The 25,521-nt window shown below is 69.7% G+C and carries 24 protein-coding genes and 7 pseudogenes; 14 read left to right on the forward strand and 17 right to left on the reverse strand.

All coding sequences use genetic code 11. The features are described from left to right. Positions 1 to 76 precede the first annotated feature (76 nt). The 6 genes from ACFY04_RS37255 to ACFY04_RS37280 form a co-directional block, all read right to left on the reverse strand. Positions 77 to 268: a hypothetical protein gene (locus tag ACFY04_RS37255; protein ID WP_389124158.1), complete on the reverse strand. Its 192-nt coding sequence runs from the start codon at positions 266 to 268 to the stop codon at positions 77 to 79. A gap of 453 nt (positions 269 to 721) precedes the next feature. Further along, positions 722 to 1,147 (reverse strand): ester cyclase, encoded by a 426-nt coding sequence (locus ACFY04_RS37260; protein WP_389124160.1) that lies wholly within the window; start codon positions 1,145 to 1,147, stop codon positions 722 to 724. A 415-nt stretch (positions 1,148 to 1,562) separates the two neighbouring features. Then, the gene (locus ACFY04_RS37265; RefSeq protein WP_389124162.1) at positions 1,563 to 2,012 is read right to left on the reverse strand and encodes a transposase; all 450 of its coding nucleotides are present in this window, start codon (positions 2,010 to 2,012) and stop codon (positions 1,563 to 1,565) included. Positions 2,013 to 2,030: 18 nt separating this feature from the next. Beyond that, entirely contained in the window at positions 2,031 to 2,237 is a 207-nt protein-coding gene (locus ACFY04_RS37270) for a three-helix bundle dimerization domain-containing protein (RefSeq protein ID WP_389124164.1), read from the reverse strand. A 178-nt stretch (positions 2,238 to 2,415) separates the two neighbouring features. After that, the gene (locus tag ACFY04_RS37275) at positions 2,416 to 2,901 is read right to left on the reverse strand and encodes a VOC family protein (RefSeq protein ID WP_389124166.1); all 486 of its coding nucleotides are present in this window, start codon (positions 2,899 to 2,901) and stop codon (positions 2,416 to 2,418) included. Positions 2,902 to 3,117: 216 nt separating this feature from the next. Then, a complete protein-coding gene (locus ACFY04_RS37280; RefSeq protein ID WP_389124169.1) occupies positions 3,118 to 3,489 on the reverse strand; it encodes a RidA family protein in 372 nt (123 codons plus the stop codon). Between ACFY04_RS37280 and ACFY04_RS37285 the strand changes: the two are divergent. Beyond that, positions 3,489 to 3,610: pseudogene (locus ACFY04_RS37285) on the forward strand (transcriptional regulator); the annotation flags it as partial. The gene ACFY04_RS37280 and the pseudogene ACFY04_RS37285 sit on opposite strands and share 1 nt — an antisense overlap. 150 nt (positions 3,611 to 3,760) lie before the next feature. On the opposite strand, the gene ACFY04_RS37290 reads toward ACFY04_RS37285, so the two are convergent. From ACFY04_RS37290 to ACFY04_RS37310, 5 genes and pseudogenes are all read right to left on the reverse strand, one after another. Beyond that, entirely contained in the window at positions 3,761 to 4,054 is a 294-nt protein-coding gene (locus ACFY04_RS37290) for a DUF5990 family protein (protein WP_389124171.1), read from the reverse strand. Continuing rightward, on the reverse strand, positions 3,993 to 4,625 hold the full coding sequence (locus ACFY04_RS37295) for a TetR/AcrR family transcriptional regulator (protein ID WP_389124174.1): 633 nt from the start codon (positions 4,623 to 4,625) through the stop codon (positions 3,993 to 3,995). The genes ACFY04_RS37290 and ACFY04_RS37295 overlap by 62 nt, the downstream gene beginning before the upstream one ends. A gap of 60 nt (positions 4,626 to 4,685) precedes the next feature. Further along, positions 4,686 to 5,564 (reverse strand): SDR family NAD(P)-dependent oxidoreductase, encoded by an 879-nt coding sequence (locus ACFY04_RS37300; RefSeq protein ID WP_389124177.1) that lies wholly within the window; start codon positions 5,562 to 5,564, stop codon positions 4,686 to 4,688. Between the two features lie 288 nt (positions 5,565 to 5,852). Continuing rightward, a pseudogene (locus ACFY04_RS37305) lies at positions 5,853 to 6,422 on the reverse strand (3-beta hydroxysteroid dehydrogenase); the annotation flags it as partial. Between the two features lie 41 nt (positions 6,423 to 6,463). Further along, a pseudogene (locus ACFY04_RS37310) lies at positions 6,464 to 6,637 on the reverse strand (hypothetical protein); the annotation flags it as partial. A 548-nt stretch (positions 6,638 to 7,185) separates the two neighbouring features. On the opposite strand from ACFY04_RS37310, the gene ACFY04_RS37315 reads away from it, so the two are divergent. The 4 genes from ACFY04_RS37315 to ACFY04_RS37330 all read left to right on the forward strand — a co-directional run bounded on the left by ACFY04_RS37315 (position 7,186) and on the right by ACFY04_RS37330 (position 11,006). Next, positions 7,186 to 7,599 (forward strand): FAD-dependent monooxygenase, encoded by a 414-nt coding sequence (locus ACFY04_RS37315; RefSeq protein WP_389124179.1) that lies wholly within the window; start codon positions 7,186 to 7,188, stop codon positions 7,597 to 7,599. Next, complete coding sequence (locus ACFY04_RS37320) at positions 7,592 to 9,862, forward strand: helix-turn-helix domain-containing protein (protein ID WP_389124182.1); 2,271 nt, start codon at positions 7,592 to 7,594, stop codon at positions 9,860 to 9,862. The genes ACFY04_RS37315 and ACFY04_RS37320 overlap by 8 nt, the downstream gene beginning before the upstream one ends. A 144-nt stretch (positions 9,863 to 10,006) precedes the next feature. Beyond that, the gene (locus ACFY04_RS37325) at positions 10,007 to 10,705 is read left to right on the forward strand and encodes an alpha/beta fold hydrolase (RefSeq protein WP_389124184.1); all 699 of its coding nucleotides are present in this window, start codon (positions 10,007 to 10,009) and stop codon (positions 10,703 to 10,705) included. After that, positions 10,596 to 11,006, forward strand: coding sequence for an alpha/beta fold hydrolase (locus ACFY04_RS37330; protein ID WP_389124187.1), 411 nt, complete (start codon positions 10,596 to 10,598; stop codon positions 11,004 to 11,006). The genes ACFY04_RS37325 and ACFY04_RS37330 overlap by 110 nt, the downstream gene beginning before the upstream one ends. A gap of 137 nt (positions 11,007 to 11,143) precedes the next feature. Here ACFY04_RS37330 and ACFY04_RS37335 read toward each other — a convergent pair. Together ACFY04_RS37335 and ACFY04_RS37340 are read right to left on the reverse strand one after the other, a co-directional pair. Then, positions 11,144 to 11,338, reverse strand: a pseudogene (locus tag ACFY04_RS37335) (RidA family protein); the annotation flags it as partial. Positions 11,339 to 11,382: 44 nt separating this feature from the next. Then, a complete protein-coding gene (locus ACFY04_RS37340) occupies positions 11,383 to 11,568 on the reverse strand; it encodes an alpha/beta fold hydrolase (protein WP_389124189.1) in 186 nt (61 codons plus the stop codon). Positions 11,569 to 12,546: 978 nt separating this feature from the next. Between ACFY04_RS37340 and ACFY04_RS37345 the strand changes: the two genes are divergently transcribed. From ACFY04_RS37345 to ACFY04_RS37360, 4 genes are all read left to right on the forward strand, one after another. Then, entirely contained in the window at positions 12,547 to 12,804 is a 258-nt protein-coding gene (locus tag ACFY04_RS37345) for a hypothetical protein (RefSeq protein ID WP_389124191.1), read from the forward strand. Between the two features lie 222 nt (positions 12,805 to 13,026). Then, on the forward strand, positions 13,027 to 13,668 hold the full coding sequence (locus ACFY04_RS37350; protein ID WP_389124192.1) for a hypothetical protein: 642 nt from the start codon (positions 13,027 to 13,029) through the stop codon (positions 13,666 to 13,668). Between the two features lie 197 nt (positions 13,669 to 13,865). Beyond that, a complete protein-coding gene (locus ACFY04_RS37355) occupies positions 13,866 to 14,684 on the forward strand; it encodes a hypothetical protein (RefSeq protein WP_389124193.1) in 819 nt (272 codons plus the stop codon). Between the two features lie 499 nt (positions 14,685 to 15,183). Beyond that, on the forward strand, positions 15,184 to 15,699 hold the full coding sequence (locus tag ACFY04_RS37360; protein ID WP_389124196.1) for a DinB family protein: 516 nt from the start codon (positions 15,184 to 15,186) through the stop codon (positions 15,697 to 15,699). A gap of 363 nt (positions 15,700 to 16,062) precedes the next feature. On the opposite strand, the pseudogene ACFY04_RS37365 reads toward ACFY04_RS37360, so the two are convergent. Continuing rightward, positions 16,063 to 16,668 (reverse strand): annotated as a pseudogene (locus ACFY04_RS37365) (contact-dependent growth inhibition system immunity protein); the annotation flags it as partial. On the opposite strand from ACFY04_RS37365, the pseudogene ACFY04_RS37370 reads away from it, so the two are divergent. Next, positions 16,662 to 16,859, forward strand: a pseudogene (locus ACFY04_RS37370) (hypothetical protein); the annotation flags it as partial. The pseudogenes ACFY04_RS37365 and ACFY04_RS37370 overlap by 7 nt on opposite strands. Positions 16,860 to 16,933: 74 nt before the next feature. On the opposite strand, the gene ACFY04_RS37375 reads toward ACFY04_RS37370, so the two are convergent. Beyond that, positions 16,934 to 19,198, reverse strand: a complete 2,265-nt coding sequence (locus ACFY04_RS37375; protein ID WP_389124198.1) for an MMPL family transporter — start codon at positions 19,196 to 19,198, stop codon at positions 16,934 to 16,936. Positions 19,199 to 19,373: 175 nt separating this feature from the next. On the opposite strand from ACFY04_RS37375, the gene ACFY04_RS37380 reads away from it, so the two are divergent. From ACFY04_RS37380 to ACFY04_RS37390, 3 genes are all read left to right on the forward strand, one after another. Beyond that, positions 19,374 to 20,546 carry a sensor histidine kinase gene (locus tag ACFY04_RS37380; RefSeq protein WP_389124199.1) on the forward strand — a complete coding sequence of 391 codons (1,173 nt, stop codon included), beginning with the start codon at positions 19,374 to 19,376 and terminating at the stop codon, positions 20,544 to 20,546. Next, the gene (locus ACFY04_RS37385; RefSeq protein ID WP_389124202.1) at positions 20,521 to 21,183 is read left to right on the forward strand and encodes a response regulator; all 663 of its coding nucleotides are present in this window, start codon (positions 20,521 to 20,523) and stop codon (positions 21,181 to 21,183) included. Before ACFY04_RS37380 ends, ACFY04_RS37385 begins: the two co-directional genes overlap by 26 nt. Positions 21,184 to 21,552: 369 nt before the next feature. Further along, positions 21,553 to 22,662, forward strand: a complete 1,110-nt coding sequence (locus ACFY04_RS37390) for an IS110 family transposase (protein ID WP_389124205.1) — start codon at positions 21,553 to 21,555, stop codon at positions 22,660 to 22,662. Between the two features lie 634 nt (positions 22,663 to 23,296). Here the strand turns inward: ACFY04_RS37390 and ACFY04_RS37395 are convergent. Further along, positions 23,297 to 23,464 (reverse strand): annotated as a pseudogene (locus ACFY04_RS37395) (pirin family protein); the annotation flags it as partial. Between the two features lie 93 nt (positions 23,465 to 23,557). Between ACFY04_RS37395 and ACFY04_RS37400 the strand changes: the two are divergent. Then, entirely contained in the window at positions 23,558 to 24,406 is an 849-nt protein-coding gene (locus ACFY04_RS37400; protein WP_389124207.1) for a hypothetical protein, read from the forward strand. Between the two features lie 291 nt (positions 24,407 to 24,697). Here ACFY04_RS37400 and ACFY04_RS37405 read toward each other — a convergent pair whose 3' ends face one another. Next, on the reverse strand, positions 24,698 to 25,222 hold the full coding sequence (locus ACFY04_RS37405) for a ricin-type beta-trefoil lectin domain protein (protein WP_381744971.1): 525 nt from the start codon (positions 25,220 to 25,222) through the stop codon (positions 24,698 to 24,700). Positions 25,223 to 25,521 lie beyond the last annotated feature (299 nt).

Here is a 25,521-nt window from a genome sequence, read left to right on the forward strand (position 1 = left end):
CGGCTCGCTTCAGGCCGCCCCTGCTCCCATTGCTGCTGGCGTTTTGCCCCCACACACAGAGGGTGCTCCCAGTCGGTCAGCGGACCGCCGCCCCGGACGGAGTTGACTTGACCAGGATGTCCAGCTGGCCGTCCTGCTCGGCGGCGATCCGGTCGACCAGGGCACGGACGTCCTCCGGACCGCTGTGGTCGGCACGGACGGGGACGCCGTGCCCGCCGACGGTGGTGATCTTCTGAGCGGTCTCGTCGATGGTTTCCGGGCGGTCCATGTCCGAGCGCCCTGCCCTGCTGCTGCCACCGGGGCACTGCTGAGCGCCTGCATCAACGGCTCGGCCCTGACGCCCTGCGGTTGGAGCGGTGCCAGGGCCAGCTGTGTTCCACCCCCTACAGGCCCACCAACCTGAGAATGTTCAGCAGCAGCCCGGCGTTGTCCATCGCGTTCTGCAACGGCTCGCGGGCCGTCTCCAACTGCCACCGCCGAGCCGGGCCGCCTCCTCCGCGTGCTCCTCCGAGGTGTTCTCCCCGCCATACAGCCCCAGCGCGGCCCTCGCCGCAGCAACCTGCTCCACCGGGGCCGGAGCCTTGCCCCGCCCCGTCTGCTCACACATCCCCGCAGGCCATCGAGGCCGCTCACCCCGCGTCCGACAAGGCCGGGGCACTCCCCGCACTGCGTACGGCACGTTTCCGGCGTACTCCGGCTCCTCATCACGGCCCGGCCTGGGTCAGTGAACGGCGGCGGGCGAGATCTGCTGCATCAGGCTGATCATGTCCGGGGCGACCCACTCCTCGGCGATCTTGTCGCCCTCGATGCGGTAGACCTCGATACTTCCGAAGCTGACCTGCCGGCCCGTCGCCTCGATCTGCTGGAACGCGCCCCGATGTGTTCCCTCGAAGTGGAGCAGCACCGTGACCTTGTCGCCGGCGCCGAAGATGTCCTGGACTTTGATCTTCAGGTCGGGGAAGGCGTCCTTCATCGCCTGCGTGCCCAGGCGCCAGACGTCGCGGCCGACCAGCGGCGCGGGGTTGCCCGGAACGTTGGCGATGAAGTCCTCCGTCAGCATCATCTCGGCCGCGTCGAGGTCGCCGCTCTCCACCGCCTGGTACGCGGTGCGCAGCAGGGTCATGTTCTTCTCGGGCGCGGTGGTCATCTCGATGTCCTCTCTGGGGGACCGTCCCGCGAGCTCGGTGATTGCTCCGGGCCGGGATGCCACTCAGTACAGACCCTGACGTCGCGGCAAGGTCAAGGGACCACAGAGGCCCTCCCGGCCCCCTCCGCCACAGCCGGGACGCCGGGCGCCGCCCGCTGCTCGAACCGACCTTGACCTTGCCGCAGCGTCAGGGTCTGCACTGGGCTCATGCTCGGGCTCCGCCTCGAACAGGTACGGGACGTCCTCGCTGACGACAGGACTGCACGCGGACGACCCGAAGGCCCTCCACGCCGCCATCACGCGGGCACGAACCACCTCTGCGCTCGCCCTAGGAGCCCGGCGTCGCGCCGAGAGCCGGGAGTCGCTTGAGTTCTATCGTGAGGCCAGAGAAAACGGACCTTCGCCGCGAGGCCGGTCAGCGCACGCGGGACGATCTGCTGGCGGCTGAAACGGGTTCAACCTGGTTGAGCCAGGAAGCGTGCGGCCGGGTCCACTGGAGGTGCCAGCGCGGGTGGGCGGTGAGCCCCGCCTTGGTGTGCCTGGCAGTGTGGGGCGAACCATTGTCGAGGACCACATGGATGTTCTTGGTCCGGGGCAGGAGCCGGCCGAGATGGTCCAGGAAGGCGGTAAAGGGTCGGGGGGCGTCGCGGCGGGTGAGCCAGCCGCGGACCTTGTGCGACTTGAGGTCCAGGTCGGCCAGGATTCTGCCGACTTGGAAGGCCGAATGCAGCGCCCGCGACCTGATCGGCGATCGCCGCGTGGGCAGCCTTGGCCGGATACGCGGCCACTGCCGGATGGGTGACTCGGGTACGAAGCGGGTTTTCGGCTCGGCGTGTGCGTTGTGCCAGCGGATGCAGGCGGCCATAACGCGTAGACCATGCTCCTACTCCGCGTCCGTCGCGGCAAGGAGGTCGCGGGCGCGGCGTTCCATCAGGACCGGAAGGTAGGTGCGCACCCGGGCGTACCGGAGCTCGGCGTAGGCAGTGTCGACCGCACCCCGCACGATCCGGGGATCAAGGCCGGTGAATGCCTTCAACAGCCGTTCGGTCACATGACCGAGGGCGACGGCATCCTCGGATTCCGCCGGCATGAGGGACAGCCCTCCTTCACAGGATTGGTTCGTCCCTCCACTGTGAGTCGGTCCGCCCCACCACGGAAGCCGATCTTCCGCCAATCGCGGAAAGTCCACTGGAGAGACAGCCCTCAAGCGGTCCGTCCGCGTCGGTCGACTCCACCAGCCGTTTCCGGCGGGGAAGCGGGCGGATCCTTCACTCGCCGCCCGGCGTGGTCTCCGTAGAGCGCATGGCTTCCTCGGACCGCTTCTCCATCTCGTCCGGCGGGACGTCCTCGATGTGCGTGGCGATGTTCCAGCGGTGTCCGAACGGGTCCTCGAACTGGCCGGTGCGGTCGCCGTAGAACTCGTCCTTGATCGGCCGCAGCTCGGTGGCGCCCCGGGCGAGGGCCTTGGCGAAGACGGCGTCGACGTCTGCCACGTACACGTGCAGGGTGACGGGCGTGCCGCCCACCGACTTCGGTGAGCGGAATCCGATGTCGGGGTACTCGTCCGCGAGCATGATGACCGAGCTTCCGAGCTCCAGCTCGGCGTGGCCGACCTTGCCTCCGGGTGCGGCCATCCTCATCCGCTCCCGTGCGCCGAGCACGGAGACGTAAAAGTCGATCGCGGCCGAGGCTCCGTCGATACAGAGGTACGGCGTGACGCGCGGATATCCCTCGGGAACGGGCTGGACAGCCACCTGCCACCTGTCTTTCCGGACCGTGGCGGCCGGGCCGACCGCCGCCTGCGACCAGAGATATCCCGAACGTGCCGCACCCGTGCACGCGCCGCGCGGCGGCCGGGCACCGGATGCCCCAAAGGGTTGCGGGCCCGGCGGGCCCGCAACCGCGAATCAACAGATGTCCGCTAACGCTGCGCGCGGACGAGCCCGGGCCCCCCGGCGAATCAAGCCTGTTCAGTCGAGGACAGCGGTGGCTTCGATCTCGACCAAATGCTCGGGGACGTCCAGTGCCGCGACGCCCAGCAGGCTGGCCGGCGGAACCGGTGTGGTGCCCAGCCTCTTGCCCGCCCGGGCAATCCCCTCCAGCAGCAGGGGCATCTTGTCGGAGGTCCAGTCGACGACGTAGACGGTCGGCTTCGCCACGTCATCGAAGGAGGCACCGACCCTGTCCAACGCGGTGGCGATGTTGACGTAACACTGCTCGACCTGAGCGGCGAGGTCGCCTTCGCCGACCGTGACGCCGCCGGCGCCCCAGGCGACCTGCCCGGCGATGAAGACCAGCCTCGACCCAGTCGAGACCGACACCTGCCGGTAGACGTCGATCACGGGTCGAGTACACCCTCACCGAGCCGGGCCAGGCCCTGCGAGTCACGATCGACGGCCTGTGCGAAGGACCCACCGGTACCTCGGACACATCGACGCCTCCCGCCACCGCTTCGACGGCTGACAGGCGGCACGCTCGCCTGCCGCCCGAGGCGGCGCTGCCCGCGACGGCGAACGAGAGCCCTCCACCCCGCAGTCGGTACCGCAAGCGCATACCCGCGAGGTGCGGATCTCCTCCAGCGGCACCGGCCACGCCACGGGAGCCCGCGTCCGCTCAGCTCCAGGTGGTGCCGGGCGGGCGCACCGTAGCGCACACGGGCATGCCGCAGGGGTCCGTCAGCCCGAGCTCCGCTTCGGCGACCCGGGAGATCGCGGCCGATAATCCGCAGCGAGAGCGATGGCATGCGCACCACTCTGCCCCACACCCCTCCGACCGATTCGGCCGAGCGCGCAAACGCGAAATGGCCCGCGAATTCAAGCAGCGGGGCAGAGCCGGGCCGGCCCGACTACCCCGTGAGGCGTGCCGTCTTGCCGCTGGCGCTGTCCGCTGTAGCTGCGGAGTCGCCATGCGAGTACGGGGTGCACAGGCCTTCCAGGAGGGTGGTCAGGTAGCGGCGGGCGGTTTCGACGCGGGTGGAGGGGTTGCTGTGGACGTTCGCGGCGTAGGCGATTCCGCACATGAGCGGGACCAGGTCGCCGGAGGTCAGGTCGGGGCGCACGACCCCGGCGTCGCGGGCGCGTTCGAGCAGCTGTGCGCCGGCTGACCACAGGGTCTGCTTCAGTTCGGTGGTGCGGGGCAGGGTGTCCGTGGTCGCGGCGGCGACCGTGGCCAGGGAGGCGTCGGTGACCTGCGCTTCGATGGTGAGGGCCAGGAAGCCGGCGAGGGCGCTCCGGGGGTTGTCGTCGGCCAGTGCCTGCTCGCCGTGGGCGGCGAGTGCCTCCAGGCAGGGGGTGGCGACGGTCTCCAGGAGCGCCTCGGCGGTGGGGAAGTGGCGGTAGACGGTGCCGACGCCCAGTTGGGCGCGGCGGGCGACGTCGTTGAGCTGCAGCGGTGTGCCTTCGTCCACGAGGGTGCGGGCCACGGCGACGATCCGTTCCCAGTTGCGGGCGGCGTCCTTGCGTAGGGGGGCGGTCGTCATGGGGGAAGCCTAACTGGATAGCCCATCCGAATCTCCATGGCGTGTGGGCCACGGAGCTCGTCACCCGGCCGTGAGGGGCGCGAGGCGCTGGCTGAGGTGGCGGACGGCTTCGGCGATGCGGGGATCGGTTGCCGGGCGGAAGCGGGCGACCGGATGCGCCTGGGGTCCGATGACGATGCCGGTCCGGCCTGTCAGCGAGCCGTCGGTCGCGGCGAAGATCGAGGGTTTGGCGGCCACGGATGCCGGGCCGGAGGTGGCGCGTTCGAATTTCCGGCGGACCAGCGGCCAGAGCAGTCGCAGCCCTGGTGAGACGATCTTCGGGTCGTTCATGGTGCCGTTGGTCATGTCGGTCGCGGCGCCGCCGGGGTCCGCGGCGAAGACCGAGACGCCCGTGCCGTCGAGCCGGCCGGCCAGTTCCAGGGTGTATGCGAGGTTGGCGAGCTTGGCGCGGCCGTACCAGTGGAAGCCGTAGTAGCCGCCGGGCGGCTCGACGGCGTCGAAGGCGCGCTTGGCGACGCCCACCGCGCCCGAGGTGACGTTCACGATCCGGCTCGGCGCGCCCGATTGCAGGGCGGACAGCAGCAGTTCGGTCAGCAGGTACGGCGAGAGGTGGTTGACGGCGAACGACGCCTCGATCCCGTCGACCGAGTCCTGCCGGTCCGCGAACATCGCCCCGACGTTGTTGACCAGCACCGCCAGCGGGCCGTCGGCGGCGATCCGGTCGGCGAGAGCGCGGACCGCATCGAGAGAGGCGAGGTCGGCGGCCAGGAACTGGGCGGGGTTCACCGGCGCCGCGGCATTGATCCGTTCGACCGCACGGGCGCCGCGCTCGGCATCACGCCCGACCACGGTCACCGCGAAGCCCGCCGCGGCCAGCCCCAAGGCGGTCTCCAAGCCTATCCCTGCTGTTCCTGCCGTGACCACCGCTGTCTGCTTCATCGCATGACCCGTTCCGTCTATGTGGATGAGTTATCCGGTTGACGCCAACATAGCAGATCCGGATGACCTATCCGTTTGGCGTTGGATCGGGCGGTGCTGCGACACCCCACCCCCTTCCGGTGCCGGCCGGCTCGGATCCGGACCGGCGCATCGCGTGGCCATGGGGGGCTGCCGCCGGTTCGCGCCCATGGAATCCCGGGGCGGGCAGCGGATGGAGCCGGGCGGGGATGCTCAGCCGAAGTAGTGCCCCTTGCCCAGGTCCTCAATGAGCCCGGGCTGCGTCGGCTGTCACCCCATCAGCTCGCGGGTCAGCGCACTGGAGGCCGGCTGGTCGCCCGCGAGGACCGGGGCCAGCCAGGTGAAGTGTTCGCCCGCGTCCGCGGGGGAGACGGAGACCACGGGCAAGTTCAGGTAGCGGCCGATGGCCTCGGCGATGCCGCGGAGAGGCACGCCCTCGTCCGCGACGGCGTGCAGCGTCGATCCCGCCGGGGCCGCCTCCAGCGCGCGGTGGAACAAGTCGGCGGCATCAAGGCGGTGCACCGCGGGCCAGCGGTTGGTTCCGTCGCCGAAGTAACCGGAGACGCCCTTGTCGCGCGCCATGCGAAGCAGGGCCGCAACAAAGCCTTTGTCCCCGGCGCCGTGAACAGTCCGGGGCAGGCGCACGACCGAGGAGCGGACGCCGCGCGAGGCAAGGGAGAGCATCCACTCGGAGGTAGCGGCCCGCACCTGCGGGCCGACGGCCGGGCCGCGGCCGGGGTTTCGCCCATCGGCTTCGGTCGCTGCGCGGCCGGGCTCCGCAGGCGTCCCGGAGGCGGTGATGAACGGCCGTCCTGAACCCGTGAGCACCTCGCCCATCGCCTGATCGCGGGCTGCACGACATGGCAGCGGGCTGCCGCTTTGGTGAACGACCGCTCCTCCGCCACCGCGACGAAGTACTCAAGCGTACGGAGCTCCATGACCGCCAAACTGGCAACTACACCGTCAGACACCCGGGTTGTGACGACTGCCCACCGAGTCCGTGGGTGCCCTGCGCGACTGGCCCCGGTGTCATCATTGATCGTGACCGTTGCCATCACCACTGTGCATTGGACGTGCGCGGCCCATGTCCCGAGGGTGATACGAGACTGTCGGCCATGCCCGTGGCCCCGGCGAAGGGCGAGCACAGACCGATGAAAGTGACCGTCGTCGGCGGCGGTATCGGCGGGTTGACCTGTGCCCTGAGCCTGCACGCCGCCGGCTTCGAGCTGCGGCTGCACGAAGCGGCGCGGAAGGTCGAGGCGGTCGGCGTCGGAATCAACCTGCTGCCGCACGCCGTCCGGGAACTCTCCGAACTCGGCCTGGACGGCGAGCTGGAATCCGTCGCGCTGCCCCCACACGGGCTGAGCTACCACGACCGGACGGCCGAGGTGGTCTGGGAGGAGCTGCTGGGACGCGCGGCCGGATACCGCTGGCCGCAGTACTCCGTGCACCGCGGCCGTCTGCGCCGTCCGCCCCGGCTCCGGACGGCGCCGGCCGTCGCGTCACGGCGACGGAGGCCCGCGCCGGGGTCTCGTCCTGGAACCTGCCGTGGATCGACCTCGCAGCGCTCGCCGAGCGCTCCTCGGCGATCTTCGAGTACCCGATGCTCGACCGTAATCCCCTGCCGAGCTGGAGCTTCGGACGGGTCACCCTGCTCGGCGACGCCGCGCACCCGATGTTCCCCATGGGCATGAACGGAGGATCGCAGTCCATCGTCGACACCCGGGTCCTGGCCTGGTGCCTGGCCCGGGACGACGACCCCGTGGCCGCGCTCCGCCGCTACGACCGGATGCGCCGGCCGGCCGTCAACGCGATCGTGCTGGCCAACCGGAACCTGGGGCCGGAAGAGATCATCGCACGGGCCGAGGAACACGGCGGGGCCCTGCCCGAGGAACAAGCCGAGAGGATCGCCATCCGCTACAAGGAGCTGGGCCGGGCCACCGTGTCCCAGGTCAACGCCGACTCGTCCTGGACGTTCCCTGGCACCGCCGCCGATCGGGAGCGACTCCATGGGTGAGACGGACGGACCTGGTTTCGGGGAGGTGCTGCGTGGTCATCGCCGCGCGGCGCGGCTGACGTTGGAGCAGTTGGCCGAGGTCTCGGGCGTCAGCGCCCGGACCCTGTCGGACATGGAGCGCGGACGGAGCAAGGGACCTCAGGCCCGGACCGTGACCGCCCTGGCGGACGCGCTGAAGCTGGACGAGGGTGGTCGCGAGCGGCTGATCGAGTTGGCGCGCGACGGGCGGCTGCGGGACCACTGGACGCGGCGGAGCGGCGGCCTGTGCGAACTTCCCCGTTCCGTCGAGGACTTCACGGGTCGCACTGAGGAACTGATCTGGTTGAGCGAGCTGGTGTACGCGGAGAGTGCGCCGGGTGTGGGTGTGGTGGGGCTCGTCACCGGCTCCGCCGGTCTGGGGAAGACCACGTTCGCCGTCCGCGCCGCGCATTCCGTGCGGCCGAGTTTTCCCGACGGGGTGTTGTTCCTCGACCTGTTCGGCATGTCCCAGCAGCCCCTGACCGCCGATGACGCGTTACGGCTGCTGCTACGCGCACTCGGTGTCGCCGACCAGCACGTCCCGGGCGATCCCCACGAACGCGCCTCCTTGTACCGGTCGCTGCTGAGCGGCAAGCGTGTCCTGGTCATCCTCGACAACGCCGCCTCGGAGGAGCAGGTGCGTGCGCTGCTGCCGGGAGGCGGCGCGAGCAGGGCGCTGATCACCACGCGGCGGTTGCTGGCGGGTCTGGAGGGGGTCCGCAGACTCGCCCTGGGCCCCCTGCCGTTGCCGGAGTCCACGGAAATGCTGACCGGAATCCTGGGCGAACGATCCGCGCACGACGAGGAATCGACGCTCACCCGGCTCGCCGAGTTGTGCGGGGGTCTGCCCCTGGCGCTGCGGATCATCGGCAACCGGTTGCTCAGCCGCCCCGACTGGGACGCAGCTCAACTCGCAGCCCGGCTGGCCGACGAGGAGCGCCGACTTCACCAGTTCAAGGCAGGCGACCTCAAGATCGCCAATGCCTTCGGCATGTCGTACGACCAGCTCGCGGACTCCACGCGCCGGGTGTTCCGGAACCTCGCCATGATACCCGGCCGGGACTTCGACGCCGCTCTCACGGCCGTCGCCGGCGGGATGCCGATCGCAGAAGCCTGGGACGCCCTCGACGAGCTCGTCGACCTTGGTCTGCTGCAGGACGGCGCCGCGGGCCGCTATCGCTTCCACGACCTCGTCCGCCTGTTCGCCCGCGACCGTCTCCCGCAGGAGGAGTCCGCGGCCGGGCGACAGGCGCTGATGCAACGGGTGGTCTCGTGGCTGTTGCGGATGGCGACGATGTCCGGGCGGTGGTTCGAGCCCGGTTACGGCCGTCCCGACCGGCCCGACCCCGATCTCGCCGTCCTTTCCTCCGCGGAAGAGGCCGACGAGTGGCTGCGGGTGAACGTGGACAACTGGCTGGGTGCGATGCGGGCCCCGGGAGACAGCCGCCGGCGCTCTCTCGTCCTCGACTGCGCGGAGTCGATGCACTGGTTCTCCGACCGGTGGGCGCACAGCCCGCACTGGCAAGAGGTCTTCACGCTGGGAGCTCAGGCCGCCGGTGCCCTCGGCGACCCGGCACACCAAGCGACCCAGCTGAACTATCTGGCCTGGGTCCACTCGGTGCCTCCGGGTGACCCGGAGGCCATCCTGCGGTACGCGGCCGAGGCGCTGGAACTGGCCACCCGGGCCGACGCCACCGCGCAGATCGCCTGGGCACACGAGTACACCGCTGAGGCACTCCTCCTGCTCGGCCGACACGACGAGGCCATCAAGTCCTCCTCCCGGGCAGCCGAGATGTTCCAGACCATCGGCGACATCAACTCCTACATCCAGAGCAACGCCGCCATCGCCAAGTGCCTCTTCGACGACGGGCGCTACGCCGAGGCTTTGGAGCGCTACCTCGGCCTTATCGCCGTGCTGAACGACCCCGAGTCAGGGATGACACCCAGCGTCGTCGTGCACAGTCGGCCTTTGGCGCTGCTACGCATCGGCTCCTGCCTAGGGCGCCTGGGCCGTCGTGCGGAGGCGATCACCGCGCTCCACGAGGGAATCGGCCTCGTGGACGAGCTCCGGGCGTCGGACTACCGTCAGGCGGACGCCCTGGAAACGCTGGCTTCGCTACTGGCCGAAGAAGGCCTGACCGACGAGAGTCGCCGTGCCTACGTTCGGGCGGCAGAGGTCTTCGAGTCGATCGGTGACACCGCGTCGAGCAACCGCTGCCAGGCCATGGTGACCGCCGCTGCCTGACGTGTACGGACGGAGCACGGAGCCCGGGCGGCGCGCCGAACGCCAACTCTGCATGCTGCTCTGCATGTTCTCCGACTCCTTGGGCGACTTGGATGGAGGACGCCGGACAGGCACCGGGCCTGTCCCTCCCGACCGGAGACGATCATGGCAACCATCAAGAACATCGTGCTCGTGCACGGCGGCTTCGTGGACGGATCGGGCTGGCAGGGGGTCTACGACCACCTGACCGCCGACGGCTACCACGTCGCCGTCGTCCAGAACCCGACCCTCTCGCTGGCCGGCGACGTAGCCGCCACCCAGCAGGTCCTCGACGGCCTCGACGGCCCGGCCGTACTGGTCGGCCACTCCTACGGCGGAGTCGTCATCACCGAGGCCGGCAACCACCCGCACGTCGCCGCGCTCGCCTACATCGCCGCGTTCGCACCGGACAAGGGCGAATCGGTCAGCTCCCTGATCGCCGACCCGGCGCCCGGTGCACCGGTCCCGCCGATCCTGCCGCCCACGGACGGCTACCTGTTCCTGGACCGGGACAGGTTCGCGGCCTCCTTCGCCGCCGACGTCCCCGAATCGACGGCCGCGTTCATGGCCGACTCCCAGGTCCCCTGGGGCGTCGACGCCCTCGAAGGGGCGGTCTCCGAACCGGCCTGGCAGACCAAGCCGTCGTGGTACCTGGTCGCCACCGACGACCGCATGATCCCTCCGGCCGCTCAGCGCGCCATGTCCGAGCGGGCCGGTGCGACCGTCACCGAGACCCCCGGCAGCCACGCGGTCTACGTCTCCCGCCCGGCCGTCGTGGCCGCCGTCATCGCCCAGGCCGCACACGGCCCCAGCACACCCTCCTGACGACACGCGCGCGCCTCCGCACCCCACCCCCGACACCCGGCTCATGCAGGCCACCCAACGGCCCTTCAGCGCCACCTGCTTCACCGACACCACAGCCGCCGTCGCCTGGCGCACCATCCCCTCCTGGGGACTGGTCGCCGACACCGACAAGGCCATTCCACCCGCCCTCCAGCGCTTCTTCTACGACCGGGCACGTGCCCGCCACGTCGTCGAGGCACGGGGAGCGTCCCACGTCGCCATGATCAGCCACCCGCGCGCCACGGCCCGCCTCATCGAGCAGGCCGCCCGCGCCACCGGCTGACCTCGCCCCCGCCGCCCCGGCTCGCACCCTGCCGAGCCGGGGCGAAGCCCCTCCAAGAGCCTGGAGCACTTCGGCGAGAGGGGCCGACCAGGAGGGCCGAGACCGAGAACCAACCCGGAGCGCGGCACTTGTGTTCGGTCGATGACGGCGGTGGCTTCGATTTCGACCAGGTGCTCGGGTACGTCCAGTGCCGCGACGCCCAGCAGCGAGGCCGGCGGGACCGGTGCGGCGCCCAGCTTCGCGGCCGCCCGGTCGATCCCCTCCATCAGCAGGGGCATCTTGTCGGGGGTCCAGTCCACGAAGTAGAGGGTCGGCTTCGCACCTGCCTGGAAACCCCGCTTGCCGTGCAGGCGAATTCCCCTCGCCTGCCGGGCCTTCATTCGTCCGCCACCTTGGCGTGCTCTCCGTTGAGCCACCGGGCGACGGTCGCGCCGTATGCGGCGGCGGCCTGCTCCCAGGGGAAGTGACCGGAGTCGAAGGAGACGAGGCGGCTGTTCGGGAGCCGGTCGTGCAGGTAGACGCCGTTGGACGGCGGTACCGGATCGTCGTGCTCGGCGTTCATCACCAGCACCGGTGTCGTGATCGACGGCAACAGGTCCCCGAGGCGTGGGAGTTCCGCGGGCTACGCGCGGACGTAACGCGCCGACTCGGCGAAGCGACCGCCCTCGTAGGCGGACACGTAGTCCTCCCACACTTCGGGCTCCTCGCGCTTTGGCGCCCCCGCTTCCGGCGCCGTGCCGACCGACGCGCGGGCGTCGAAGCCTTGGAGGAGCCGAGGTCCGGTGCCGCGATGATGTCCGCGAGTGCGCAGGACACGTCGAGCGGATACGCCGCCCCGCCGCTGCCGACAATGACCGATGCCACCGACTCCGGGTGGCGGGCGGCCAGGAACAGCGCCGCGCCGGTGCCGACGTCCAGGCCCGGCACATGCGGGGTGCCCAGGCCCCATTCGCCGATCAGGGCGTGCAAGAAGTCGCCCATCGCCGAGGGGGCGAAGAGCTCGGTACGCCCCTCCGAGTGGCGAACCCGGGCAGGTCGACGGCCACCAGCCGACCCAGTGGCGCCAGGGGCGGCCAGATACGGCGGAACGCGAGGAGGCTCTCCGGCCACGGGCTCGTCATGAGGAGCGCCGGCCCCGGCTGTTCGCCGGTATCCACGTGGCGGATCGCCAGGCCGTCGACGATTCACATCCGCAGGTCACTCCCGCTCAGCGCTGCGCTGGTCGTGATCTCTCCTGTCGGGTGCTCTTGGTTGTCATGCGATCATCACCTCTGCCTCGCGAGCACGGGCATCGTCGAACAGCTGCCGGGAGCCGTGAACGGCCGTATCCAGGTTGATGCCCATGGCGTTCATCCCTGTCGTCAGCGGTGCGAGTTCGTGGTGCCGCGGGCGGGGGCGTCGATCTGTTCGGCGATCCAGGAGGCTGCGAACGTACCCCTCCGCAATACCCTCTGGCGCCCGCCGCCCGAGGTGCAGCCACCGAACATGAACCATCCGAAGGTCAGTTGTAACGTTCGGCGCGGCTACGGCACTGAGGGGTATGAGCCATGACGAACCGCGTGCACAGTTCCTCAACTGCACGCTGAAGACCAGCCCGGAGCACGGCCGCCACACACAGGGCCTGACCGGCCTCAGCACGCGGATCACGCAGGAGCAGGGCTGTCGGTTCGAGCGCCCGCGGCCGGTCGGTCAGCGGATCGTCACCGGGGCGCGGCGGGACATGACCGGGCACGGCCGGAGGCTCGACGCGCTGCCGTCGTGCCACCAGCGCGTGACGGCGCCGTACTCCTCGTCATGAGCATCCCGTACAGCCTGCAGTGCCCGGGGTGCACCATCGCACCCCGGGCGGACGCGGGCTGGATCGGGGAGGCCGAGCCGGACCCCTCGTTTCCCGATCCGGGTGCGGGTTCGACCTCCATGAGCCAGAACATCGCCAAGCCAGCAACGAAAGGCCGAAATCAATGACCGTCGAAACCGTCGAGACACCCCACAGGCACCCAGCCCCGGCGAACATGGCGCGATGCGCACACACCACACGATCACCCTGCTCACCACCGCCGCTGCCACCGCCCTCGCCCTCACCGCCTGCACCCCCCAGACCTCCAGCAACGGGAAGCCCGCAGCGCCGAGCGCAGCGGCCCCTGGTGCCTCGTCCGCGCCCTCCATCGCCGCGCCGGCCACAAAGACCGCCACGCTCCCGAACTTCGTCGGCAAGGGCCTCCAGACCGCCCAGGACGAGGCGCAGGCCGCCGGGTTCTACGCCCTCAAGTCCCACGACGCCCTCGGCCGCGACAGGCTCCAGGCCCTCGACCGGAACTGGAAAGTCTGCTCCCAGACCCCCGCCGCCGGCGCGAGCATCGACACCGGCACAAGCGTCGACTTCGGCGCAGTCAAGCTGGAGGAGACCTGTCCGGCCACCGACGCCCCCGCCCCCAAGCCCGCCGGCGACACCATGCCGAACTTCGTCGGCCAGGGCATGAAGGCTGTACGAGGCGCCCTGCCGTCCAACGCGAGCATCACCGTGAAGGACGCGGTGCAGAGCCGCATGGTGCTCCAGGAGTCGAACTGGAAGGTGTGCAGCCAGGATCCGAAGCCCGGGACCGCGCTCAGCGGCCAGCCGGTCTCCTTCACCGTCGCCAAGACCGAAGAGACCTGCCCCTGACCCACCGGCGACCAGTCCGCGCCCCGCAGCCCGCCTGCCGGGCGCGCTGACCTATCGTCCGGGCATGGAGTCACCCATCTCGTTCGAGTATCCGGCCTCTGGCGCACGGAACTTCGCACGCCTGGCCCTGGACGCGCATGCCCGCGGGGAGACCGAGGTCTTCTTGCTGGAGGCGGGCGGGAGTCAGCATCGAGCGCTTGGCCAAGGCCGCGCTTGCCCGGGTGAACCCGGTGCTGCTCGTGGAACTGTCCCGCCGACAAGACGATGCTCTGCTACACCTGGCCGGCGCTACGACCTTGCCCAAGAAGTTCCGCACAGTCGGCGCCCGGGGAGCCATCGACCGACTGCGGAAGATGGACGTGCTCCCGTTGAAAGACGAGGAACTGGATACCCTCATCCAGTTCCGTAACGGTGTCGCGCACCTGGGCACCAGCGTGCCGGAGGGCTTCCTGGAGCCGTTCGTCAGGGCGGTCTGTCTGCTGCTCGACCACATGGATCTGGACCGCGCAGAGTTCTGGGGCCCGTGGTCCGACCTGGTGCGAGTGGCGCTCGATGACCGTGCCGACCGGCTACAAAAGGACGTCCGGCTTCGTCTACAGCAGGCGTCATTGCGGGCCCGGGCCAGATTCGCGGACATGCCGGAGGGGACTCCGGACCACTTGGCCTCGCTCGTCGTGCAGCGCGGGCTCGTGGTCGTGGAGGTCGACCGGGCGGGCGGCCCCCTGTTCCAGGCGCTGACGAGATGCCCGGCCTGCCGGACCGAAGCGGCTGCCCTGTTCCTGCGAGCCCCCACCACTGCCCTGCTGTTCGACATGGAACTGGCGGCCGAGGGGCTACGGTGCGAGCTGCGCCAGCTGCACCTGGCAACCACAGAAGAAGTGGTTCTGGCTGGGCTTCCCACCTCTGCCCGGTACACGGCTGAGGATCTGATCACAATTGGCCTTCAGGGCGGCGGCGTAGCAGCGACGGACGTCGTCTCGTACGCCACGCGGCGTCTGCCCGACGACAGCTTCTGACGCACGGCGTGCTGCTGACAGCCTCACCTGCGGCTTCCGGGGACCGACCTCAGCCGTCCACGGCGGCGTCGACGATCTGGTCCAACAGGCTCCCGGAGGAAGAGGCCGTAGCCGTGGGTGCGGCGCAGCGGCAAAAGACTGCGCAGCGGCACCTGGTTGTCCGGCCTCACCGGCCGGACCTCATTGCCAGGGGCGGCTGCTGGCCGCGACCGGGTATAGCCGTGGCGTGCCTTCTGGATGAACTCGTCCTCATTGCAACCGAGCTCAGCTGTCCGCCGTGGGAAATCGGACCGTGCATGCTCTGGCCTGTCACTGAGGTTTGATGCGTGATGTCGCTGGGTCGATGCCTTGAACTGCGAAGAGGAGGGCCCGCCCCGCGGCATCATGCGAAGATCACCAGTAACACTCCGATGTCCCCAATCGTGACCAAGATCGTAAGTCGCGGAAGAGCCCGTCATCCAGGTGCCCCCTCCCGACCGCCCTGGTAGCGTGCGCCGGCATGTCATCGGAACTGGAACGCCCCCCGCTCCAAGCGGACGAACGCACCGCACTCATCGGCTGGCTGGACCTGCAGCGGCAGATCCTGCGCTGGAAATGCAAAGGGCTGAGCGACGAGGACGGGCGCCGCCCGGTCATCCCGACCTCACCGGCCATGACGATGGCCGGTCTCATCTCCCACATGCGCTGGACCGAGCACATATGGCTGGAAGTGCTGTTCCTCGGCGGCGACAAGAAGCAGAACCCCGCATTCGACGAGTCAAGCAAGAACGCCGACTGGCGCACCGACGGCAGCCCCCTCGCAGAGCTCCTCGCGGAGTACGAGGCCCAGTGCGCCCGCAGCAACGAGATCATTGCCGCGGCCGACCTGGACGACGTCGGCCGCCACCCCGACTTCCGCGACGGCAGCGCCAACCTCCGCTGGATACTGATCCACCTCGTCGAGGAGACGGGGCGACACGCGGGGCACGCGGACATCGTCCGGGAGCTACTCGACGGCACGAAGGGCTACTACTAGCGCAGCTCCGCGAAGCGGGCCCTTCCCTCAGGAGCCAGGCCAACACGCCTCACGACCAATGCGGGAGTGCCCGTTGCTGGTGATCTTCGCATGATGCCGCGCGGCGAACCCTCGTCTTCGCAGTTCAAGACGTCGACCCAGCGACATCACGCATCAAAGCTCAGTAACTGCATCAGTGACTCCGAGTCCGCAGCGAGTTGATCCATGGGCTGAAGGAAGCTCCCGTTATTAGACCTCCGCCACCAGCTGATCGAGGGTGGGGTCGAAGTACCTCGCCTTGGCTCGGTCGTCGAGCTGGAGTCCATACCCCAGTACGCCGTTCTCGGGCCTGACGGGACCGCCGTCGCCACCGGCAGTAGCCGGCTACTCGTGCTTGGGCCGGAAGCCGCTCAGCTCATCGGCAACGGCACTGAGCCAGCTGCCCGGAGAGTGGTCTCCCGGCGGTTCGACCTCCATTCCCAGTTCTGCCACGGCGACTGCGTGGTCGGCCTCGTCCAGTCCGAGTGCGAGCAGCTCGCGGATCTCGCCGACGACGCGGGCCACAAGAGTGCGGTCCGTCGAGTCGGCGTAGTCGCGGACGGCCGCCTCGTGGTCGGTGAACTCGTCTGGCATGTCCTGCGAGAACCAGCCGCCGAGGAACTGTCCGAGCTCGGGGAAACGTGCATGCCATTCCCAACGGGTCTCGGGCAGACCCGACGGGCGAGGGACCTCGCCGCTCTCGATGCTCTGCTTGATGTGGTCGGCGGTCAGCAGGAGCCACCCCTGGATCTCGGCCTCGGGCAGGCCGACGTCCGGAACCGGGTAGAACTCGCCGAGCCGCTGACGCAGCCGACCGGGCGGATTGTTGGCGTGAGCGCGCAATTGCTGCTCCGCGGCAGACAGAGCCCAGGGGCGAGTGTGCCAGGTGTGCCGCAGGTACGCCCTGAGAGCGCGGCTCGGCCGATCTTGCTCGTCGTCGGCGGGCTGGCCGTGGCCGACCCGTCAGCCACGACGCCGATCTCTACAAGGAGCGGAATACCGTCGAACGCCTGATCAACAAGCTCAAAGCATGGCGAGGCATCGCCACCCGATACGACAAGACTCCCGACAGCCACCTCGCCGGTCTCCACCTGCGCGCCTCGATGATCTGGATCAAGGACCTCACCAGGACCGCCCGATGATCACGACTCGATATGCCCCTAGGTGACGCGCTGAGGTGCCGGACGCCAAGGACGGGCAGGAGTTGAGTCAACGGTCAACCAGCCGTGGACGCGGGGGCCTCACCCGTGGATTCCGCGTCGGTGTCGTCGGTGCCGACCGGGCCGCGGGGAAGCATCCAGTCTAGCCACTTCGGCAGCCACCAGTTGGTCCGGCCGAGGAGTGTCATGGTCGCCGGTACCAGCACCATGCGTACGACCGTGGCGTCGATGAAGATCGCGGTGGCCAGGCCGAGCCCGAACATTTTGGTGGAGGGGTCCTCGGCGACGGCGAAGGACAGGAAGACCGCCACCATGATGAGGGCGGCCGAGGTGATGATCCGGGCGGTGCGCGAGACGCCCTCAACGATCGCCGTGCCGTTGTCGCCGGTGCGCAGGTACTCCTCGCGTACGCGGGAGAGGAGGAACACCTCGTAGTCCATCGACAGGCCGAACAGGATGGCGAAGAGGAACATCGGGATGAACGACACGATCGGAACCGTCGCTTCCAGCCCGATGAGTGCGCCTCCCCAGCCCCACTGGAAGACGGTGACCATGATGCCGTAGGCCGCGCCGATGCTCAGCAGGTTCAGCAGTACCGCCTTGAGCGGTACGAGTATCGAGCGGAAGACCAGCATCAGCAGCAGGAACGACATCGCCAGCACGGCGGCGACGAGCACCGGCAGGCGTTGGCTGGTGCGTTGGCCCACATCGGACAGGCTCGCGGTGGCGCCGCCGACGTGGGCCCTGGCCGGGCCGTGCCCGATCGCCGTGGGCAGCACGTCGGTGCGCAGCCGGGCGATGGTGTCGGCCGTGGCCTTGTCCTGAGGGCTGGTGGTCGGGAACACCACGAGGGTCGCGATGCCGGTGGCCCGATCGATGTGCGTCGGCGCGACGGATGCGATGCCCGGATCCGCCGCGACCGTTGCGACGAGTCGGTCCAGCACTCCCGGATCACCGGTGGGGTCCGCGGCGATGACGAGGGGACCGTTGGTGCCCGGGCCGAACCCCTCGGCGACGAGGTCGTAGGCCCGGCGCTCGGTACGGCTGTGGGGCAGTGAGCCGTCGTCGGGCAGGCCGACGCGCAGGCCGAGCACGGGCAGCGTCGCGGTCAGCAGCAGCCCCGCCGCGCCGACCGCGTACGGCACCGGGTGCCGGCTGACGTGCCCGATCCAGCGACGCCACCCGGCGGCGTGGGCGGCGCCTGCCGCCGGGTCCCGCTGCCGTGCGAGTCGGCCCAGCTTCCTGGTCTGCAGAGCCCGGCCGATCCGGCCGGCCCGGGCCAGGCGCGGGCCCGCCGCGCCGAGGAAGGCCGGCAGCAGCGTCACCGACGCGACCACCATGGTCAGAACGACGATCGAGACGGCGAGCCCGCCCACCGTCATGAACGGCACGTTCGCGACCGCCAGGCCGAGGATCGATACGACGACGACGACGCCGGCGAGGACCACGGGCCTCCCCGCCGTGGCCACCGCTCGCCCCGCCGCCTCCTGGGGATCGAGCCCGCGCGCGAGGTACTCCCGGTGCCTGGCGAGCACGAACAGCGCGTAGTCGATGCCCACTCCGAGCCCGACCATGCTACCCAGGACGGGGGCGAAGGTCGGGACGTCCGTCACCCCCGCCAGTACCGTCATCGTGGCAACTCCGATGGTCAGCCCGAAGACCGCCATGCCGATCGGCAGCGCGGCGGCGACGAGCGAACCGAACGCCAAGAACAGGATCGCGGCCGCGGCGAGGATGCCGATCAGCTCGCTTGCGCCGCCGTCGGGGTCGGAGAAGACGTAGAAGAGGTTCCCGCCCATCTCGATGCGCAGGGGCAGCTCGGCGCGCAGCCGGTCGCCGAGATCGACGAGGGCGTCGAGGTCTTCGGCCGACAGCCGGCTCTGGTCGGGATACTGCACCCGGACGACTGCGATCCGCCCGTCGGCCGAGACAAGGCCGCCGCGCACGGCGGTGTCCCCGCGTGCGTCGAGTGCCCCCGCCGGGTCGCTCGTGCCGAGCACGTGCGGCAGCCGCTTCACCTCGGTCTGCAGCCGCGTGAGAGCGGTGCGCGCGCTGCCGTGGTCGAAGAACGTCGCACCGCCGTCGAGGGGGGTGACGACCACTTGGGCGGTCATTCCCTCCTGGCCGGTGCCGGCCCGCTCGATCAGTTCCGCGGCCCGTTGGGAGTCCAGCCCCGGAGCGGTCATCGAGTCCGCGGTCCGCCCGCCGAAGGCGATCGCGGCGAGGACGGCAAGCGTGGCGGCGATCAGCCATGCCGCGATCACCCGCCAGGGATGGCGGGCGGCGCTTGCGCCCAGACGCAACAGGGCTTTCGAGAGCATCGGGTCCTCCAACCACCTCGTTGGCCGTCCTTGTACGGCCACCGATGCCGAGGCTCGTCGCCACGGCGCTCCGCGGCATCGGCCCGCGGGCCGCGGATCCCTCGGCCCCAGGGCGGAGTGACGACCCGTCCTTTCGGCCGATGCGCGGCACGCTGCGGTCCCTAGGCTGAGAACCGTGCTCCGAGACGACCTGCGAACCCTGTGGACCGAACCCCGGCCGCCCGACGCGCCCGCCCGGGTGCGGCGGGACTGGGCGCTGCTCGCCGCGGGCCTTGCCGGTGTGGCGCTGGAGGCCACCCTGCGCGAGAACGTCGTGTGGCGGCCGGTGGCGGTGGTGTTCGCCGTATGGCTGTGCCTGCTGCCCCTGTGGCGCCGGACCCGCCCGCTGGCGATGGTCAAGCTGGCGTTCGGCTCGGTGATCCTGCTTCAAGTGGCCTCGCTCGTCGCCGCACCGCGCGAGCCCGTCGGCCTGGACACCGGCGCGGTCGTGCTCGTGCTGGTGTACGCGCTGCCCCGGTGGGGATCGGGACGGGAGATTGTGCTCGGTGGCGCGGTGATCCTCGCGGCCTGCACCCTGGCGACCGTCACGTACGAGACCCCGGTCGTCGAAGAGGTCGGGGGCTTCGTCTTCCTGCTGCTGCCCGGCGTGGTCGGGGCTGCCGTGCGGTTCCGGGTGACCGCTCGCGAACGGCAGTTGGACCAGGTGCGCTCCCGCGAGCGCGAGCAGCTCGCCCGGGAACTGCACGACACGGTGGCCCACCACGTGTCGGCCATGGTGATCATCGCCCAGGCGGGCCGGGTGCTCGCGGGCACCGACCCGTCCGCCGCCGTCGAGGCGCTGGAGGGGGTCGAGGAGGAAGGGGCGCGCACGCTGGAGGAAATGCGCGCCATGGTCGCCGCGCTGCGCGACCGCGGGGTCGGCGCCGCGCTGGCGCCCCCTGCCGGAGTCGCGGATCTGGAGCGCCTGGTGCGCACCCCGGGTGGTCGCCTCAGGGTCGACCTGGGGCTCGACGGCGAACTGGACGCGCTGCCCCCGGCCGTGGACGCGGCCGTCTACCGGATCGTGCAGGAGTCGGTGACCAACGCGCTGCGCCATGCGGTCGACGCGACCGAGCTCGTCGTTCGGGTCGCCGCGGAACGGCACACGGTACGGGTGAGCGTGCGCGACAACGGCCGGCGCACCGGCCGGGGTCGCGACGGATACGGACTTACCGGACTGCGCGAGCGCGCGACCCTGCTCGGCGGCACACTACGAGCCGGCCCGGGTACCGACCGGGGCTGGCATGTCGAAGCCGAACTGCCGAGAGCGAGGAGCGAGAGCGGTGTCCATTCGCGTCCTCGTCGCTGACGACCAGACGATCATCCGCACCGGGTTGCGGATCATGCTGAACGCCCAGCCCGGCATCGAGGTGGTCGGCGAGGCCGCCGACGGGCGGGAAGCGGTACGTCTGGCCCGCGAACTACGCCCCGACGTCTGCCTGTTCGACATCCGCATGCCCGTACTCGACGGGCTCGAGGCGACCCGGCTGGTCGCCGGCCCGGGCGTCGCCGACCCGCTGGCCGTGGTCGTCATCACCACGTTCGACCTCGACGAGTACGTCTACGGCTCACTGCGTGCCGGCGCCCGCGGATTCCTCCTCAAGGACACGGGACCGGACCTTCTGGCGCAGGCCGTACGGGCGGCGTCCGACGGTGAGGCGCTCATCGCGCCCAGCGTCACCGTCCGTCTGCTCCAGGCATTCGCGGACCTGCCCGCCGGCCGGCCCGTGGCCCAGCCGGTCTCCCCCATCACCGCCCGCGAGGAGCAGGTGCTCCTCGCCGTCGCTCGCGGGCTGACCAACACCGAGATCGCCGATGCACTGCACATCAGCCTCAGCACGGTGAAGACGCATCTGGCCAGCCTGATGGCCAAACTCGGCGCCCGCAACCGGGTCGAGATCGCGATGTGGGCCTACGAAACGCGCCGCATCCTCCCCGGAACCTGAGCCGGGTGCCGGGCCATGTCCCATGAGTCCCCGCCCGGACATCAGTGCACCGGTCGGCTCACGTCGGCTCCACGTGCCTCACCCGCCCAGAGCGTGACGTACCAGGAGGCCGGAACTGGGACGGTGAGACACCCGATACGACTGTGAGGATGTTGGGGTGCCGCTCTGGGCGGTGGCCTGACTCGCGATACGACTGGCCCCTGGTGCCTTGAGTTTGATCTGTCGGCCACTGCTCGGGGCGGTACTCGCTGCCGCCGGGCAGGGGACGTGTCCCGATAGGGGCCTTCGCGACAGGCACCGTCACAGTCTTGACCGCCCCCGGCCCGGCGACGGCCACCGGTTCCCGAGGCGATCAGGAGACAGGCGACCTTGACCAGCATCACGCAGTCCACCGCCCCATGCCACGTCCCGGCGGATGCCGAGAACGTCCTGCTCGGCGTGGACACTCACAAGGACGTCCACGCCGCAGCCGTCATCACCGTGCTCGGCGCCGCCCTGGACGGCCGCAGCTTCCCCGCGACCGCCGACGGCTATCGGCAACTCCTTGATTGGGCACGGTCATTCGGCGTCCTGCGGCGGGCCGGCGTCGAGTGCACCGGCTCATACGGAGCCGCCCTGACCCGTCACCTGCGCGCCGAAGGCATCGAGGTGACCGAGGTCAACCAGCCCGACAAGGCCGCCCGACGCCGTCACGGCAAGACCGACGCCATCGACGCCGAGGCAGCAGCCCGCGCCGTGCTGACCGGACGAGCCACCGCCGCGGCGAAGACCGGCGACGGTCCAGTCGAGATGCTCCGGCTGTTCAAGCTGGCGAAGGGATCCGCGATCAAGTCCCGGACCCAGGCGATCAACCAGCTCAAGAGCGTCCTGGTCTCAGCCGACTCCGCCCTCCGAGAGTCGCTGGCCGGGCTGAGCAACCCGCACCTGTTCAAGCGGTGCGCCGACCTCGATCCCCAGCACGCGAGGGGGCCGGCCGGGGCCGCCCGTCACACCTTGAGGCTGCTGGCCCGCCGCATCCGGTACCTGACCGAGGAGATCGACGATCTCAACAAGCGGATAGCCGAGGCCGTCGAAGTCAGCACGCCGGGCCTGCTGGAAGTCCGTGGCGTCGGCCCGGACAGCGCCGCCGCCCTGCTCATCTCGGCTGGCGACAGCCCCGAGCGACTCGCCAGCGAGGCGTCCTTCGCAGCCTTATGCGGCACCAGCCCGGTTGAGGCGTCCTCCGGCAAGACACAGCGCCGCAGGCTGAACCGCGGCGGCGACCGCCAAGCGAACGCCGCCCTCTACCGGATCGTTCTCAGCCGCCTGCGCTGGGACGACCGAACCCGCGACTACCTGCAACGACGTCTGACCGAAGGCAAGACACGCCGCGAGATCATCCGCTGCCTCAAACGCTACGTCGCAAGAGAGATCTACCGACATCTCGCCCCAGCGAACACTCCGACCAACCAGCCCGGACGCCCCGAGAACGTTGGTTGACATCCATAGGGGCATCAAAACCCCAGACAGCCACCTCGCCAGTCTCCACCTGCACGCCTCGATGATCTGGATCAAAGACCTCACCAGGACCACCCGTTGATCACGACTCGATACGCGCCCTAGTCGGCGAGTTCGGGTGCGGCCAGGCGCAGGAGTTCTCCGCCGTGCAGGGGCGAGGAGCCGAACGTGGTCAGCCCCGCCGCACGAGCTTGCACCAGGGGGCCGCGGCCGTCCAGGGGCGAGGCTGATGGGCCGGACCATAATCAGGCTCACCGGGAGCTGTACGACGCGCAGGTGATGTTCACCCGATCCGGCGGCTTCCCGCGCGAGGTCGAGGCCCTTGGGATGCGCAGTGGGCGACCCGACCGGCGCGTAGCCGGGAACAACTTCCAGGCAAGCGCCGATCGCCGACGAAGTCGATTCGACGTCTGCACCTACCCGAAGCCTCACCTGACGCAGCGTCAGAAAAGTCAGCATTGGGAGACACACGCCCACCCACGGACGCCCACAGAAGGGGAAGGCCCCGCGCCATCAATGGGCAAGCGCGGGGCGTGATCGGAAGCGCCGAGGCTTCAGTAACCGGAAGGCATGCGACCCGCGCCCCGCAGGACTGCCTATCTCAAATTATCGCAGGTCAGCGCGCTCGGCCGCGTGGTTTGAGGTGAGTCGGGGGCAGGGCAGGAGCTGAAAGCGGAGGGCCGTCATACCCCTTCACTTCGCCGAATCTCGTCCCATGCATCCAGTCCTCGCGGGCCTGCGCGATATCCTCTTGGGACCGTCCGATCCAGTTCCAGAACGTAACATGAGATATCCGTCTTCATGCAGGTCAGGAACGTATTAGGCCCTCCAGCGTCAGCAAAAGGTCAGCATTGGCGCCGGAGGGGTCCCGCACCGCATGGCAACGAAGTCACTCGCCCACGGCATGGGCACCTTCTACAAGGACTGCGAGCACGCCCAGTCCCGCTGGTCGAAGTGCCCGCACGAGTACAAGATCCGCTACCGCAGTGCGGCCGGTAAGCAGACCGAGGAGGCCGGCTTCTCCACCCAGGAGAAGGCGATCGCCCGCCTCACGAGGGTCTACCAGGAGAAGAAGGCGGCTCCCAGGAACCAGAGCAAGGCCGAGCGCATCCAGAAGTACGGCGCGATGCAGTTCCGCGAGTACACCGCGGAATGGAAGGCCGGCCAGCGCGACCTCGCCGAGTCCTCCCTCCGCACCCTGGAGTCCCTCCTCGAGCACCACATCCTCCCGACGCTCGGCAGCCGCCGGATGAGCACCTTCGACCACAAGGTCGTCGACAACTTCATCCGCACCATGGAACGCAACGGCGAAGCCTTCGCCGTCAACCTCAACAACCTCGTCGCGAGCGACGTCTACCGCATCACCGAACAGGTCAACCAGACCACCAAGACCTACGGCCGCCTCAAGCACCGCAAACCCACCGACTACCGCCACGCCCCCCTCCCGGCCCGCGACCGGGACTGCCCCCAGGTATTCTGGTTGCTCGCCTCCACGGTGAACGAGCTCTTCTCGCCGCGCCGCACCTCTTCGCGGACCGGTCTCCGCGCGACACCCTGCTCCTGCACTTCCCCGCCCCTGCGCCGAGCCAGAAGACACTCACCTGCCTCCGCGCTCGCAACAGGGGCGACTCTCGACCGTCTGTCCCTGTGGGAGCACCGACGGCGACTGCGGCGACCACGTCACGCGGACGACGGCGGCCTTCCCGGGCGGCAGCCGCGTTGGTGACCATGCCCTTCGGGCCCAGCGCTGCGCGATGCGTGCAGAAACGCAGCGGGCCCGGTCCCCGCTCCGGGCGGAGCGGGGACCGGGCTGTCAGACAGAGGGCTGGAGGGCGACCGGACACCGTTTCCCGCATCAGAGCCGCGTTGCCGGATGAATTCCCAGGCGTGTCCCCGACCACCGTCCGCCCTCCCAGCAGCGCCGTCGCGCCGCACTGCGGGGTCCCGGTGGTGAACCTCGCCCGTCAGTACGCGGGGCACGACCGCCTACCCGTCGGAGAGAAGGTCCACAGCTACTTCAGCAGGCGTGCGGTCGGGGGACGATGTTCCAGACCTGCTTGCCGATGTCCGAGGTCGAGCGTTGCTGATGGCCGACCACACCTGAGGTGAACCGGGTCAGGAAGGTCGTCGAGGCCAGGTTCATCAGCCTTCCCTCGAAGCAGTCGTACCTCCACACCTGGCCGCCGTCGTTCTGGTCACAGGCCGACATGTAGACCTTCCCGCCCAAGACGTTCGTTTCGGAATCCAGGCACTCGCCGGTGGACCAGTTCTTGAGCAGGAAGTTCGCGTCGCGATTGTCGACCATCCGCCAGTTCCCGCGGAGGTTGTCCGTGTCGCACCTTTCCGTGTCCAGCTGGTTGGTGGAACGCGGAACAGCGGTGAGGCAGTCCCCTCGGGCGGACTGAATGCGGACCCGGCTCTCGTCCCAGGTGCCCGTCGCGTGGGCCGTCGAGGCGAGAGCGACCTGGGAGAAGGCCGCCAGGGTGGCGCCCAGTCCAACGAGCGTGGCGCGGGTGGCTGTGTTCCTTCGGGGCATGTTCATGAAACCTCCAGATGTCTTTCGTGTGGTGAAGCACGCATGAAGTGCTACTCGACGGGGCGCGGCGACGTGTTCGCCCCACCCTCCCGTAGCGGTAGGAGCATGCTGCTGGGCTCGAATACAGAATGGGCAACTGCTCATTCCACAGGCCGTTTTCTTGTTCACTTCGGTCGTGCAGTGCCCAAGTACGCCGTGGTTGTTCCGACTGGTTACTGAGGTTGTAGGCGTGGTGTCGTGAGTGTGAGGCCGGTCGCGGAGAGGCATCCGTTGATGATGTCGCCGCGGTATTGGATTTGGCGGAG

The sequence above is a fragment of the Streptomyces sp. NPDC001549 genome (assembly GCF_042894025.1).
Classification (GTDB): Bacteria; Actinomycetota; Actinomycetes; order Streptomycetales; family Streptomycetaceae; genus Streptomyces; species Streptomyces kutzneri.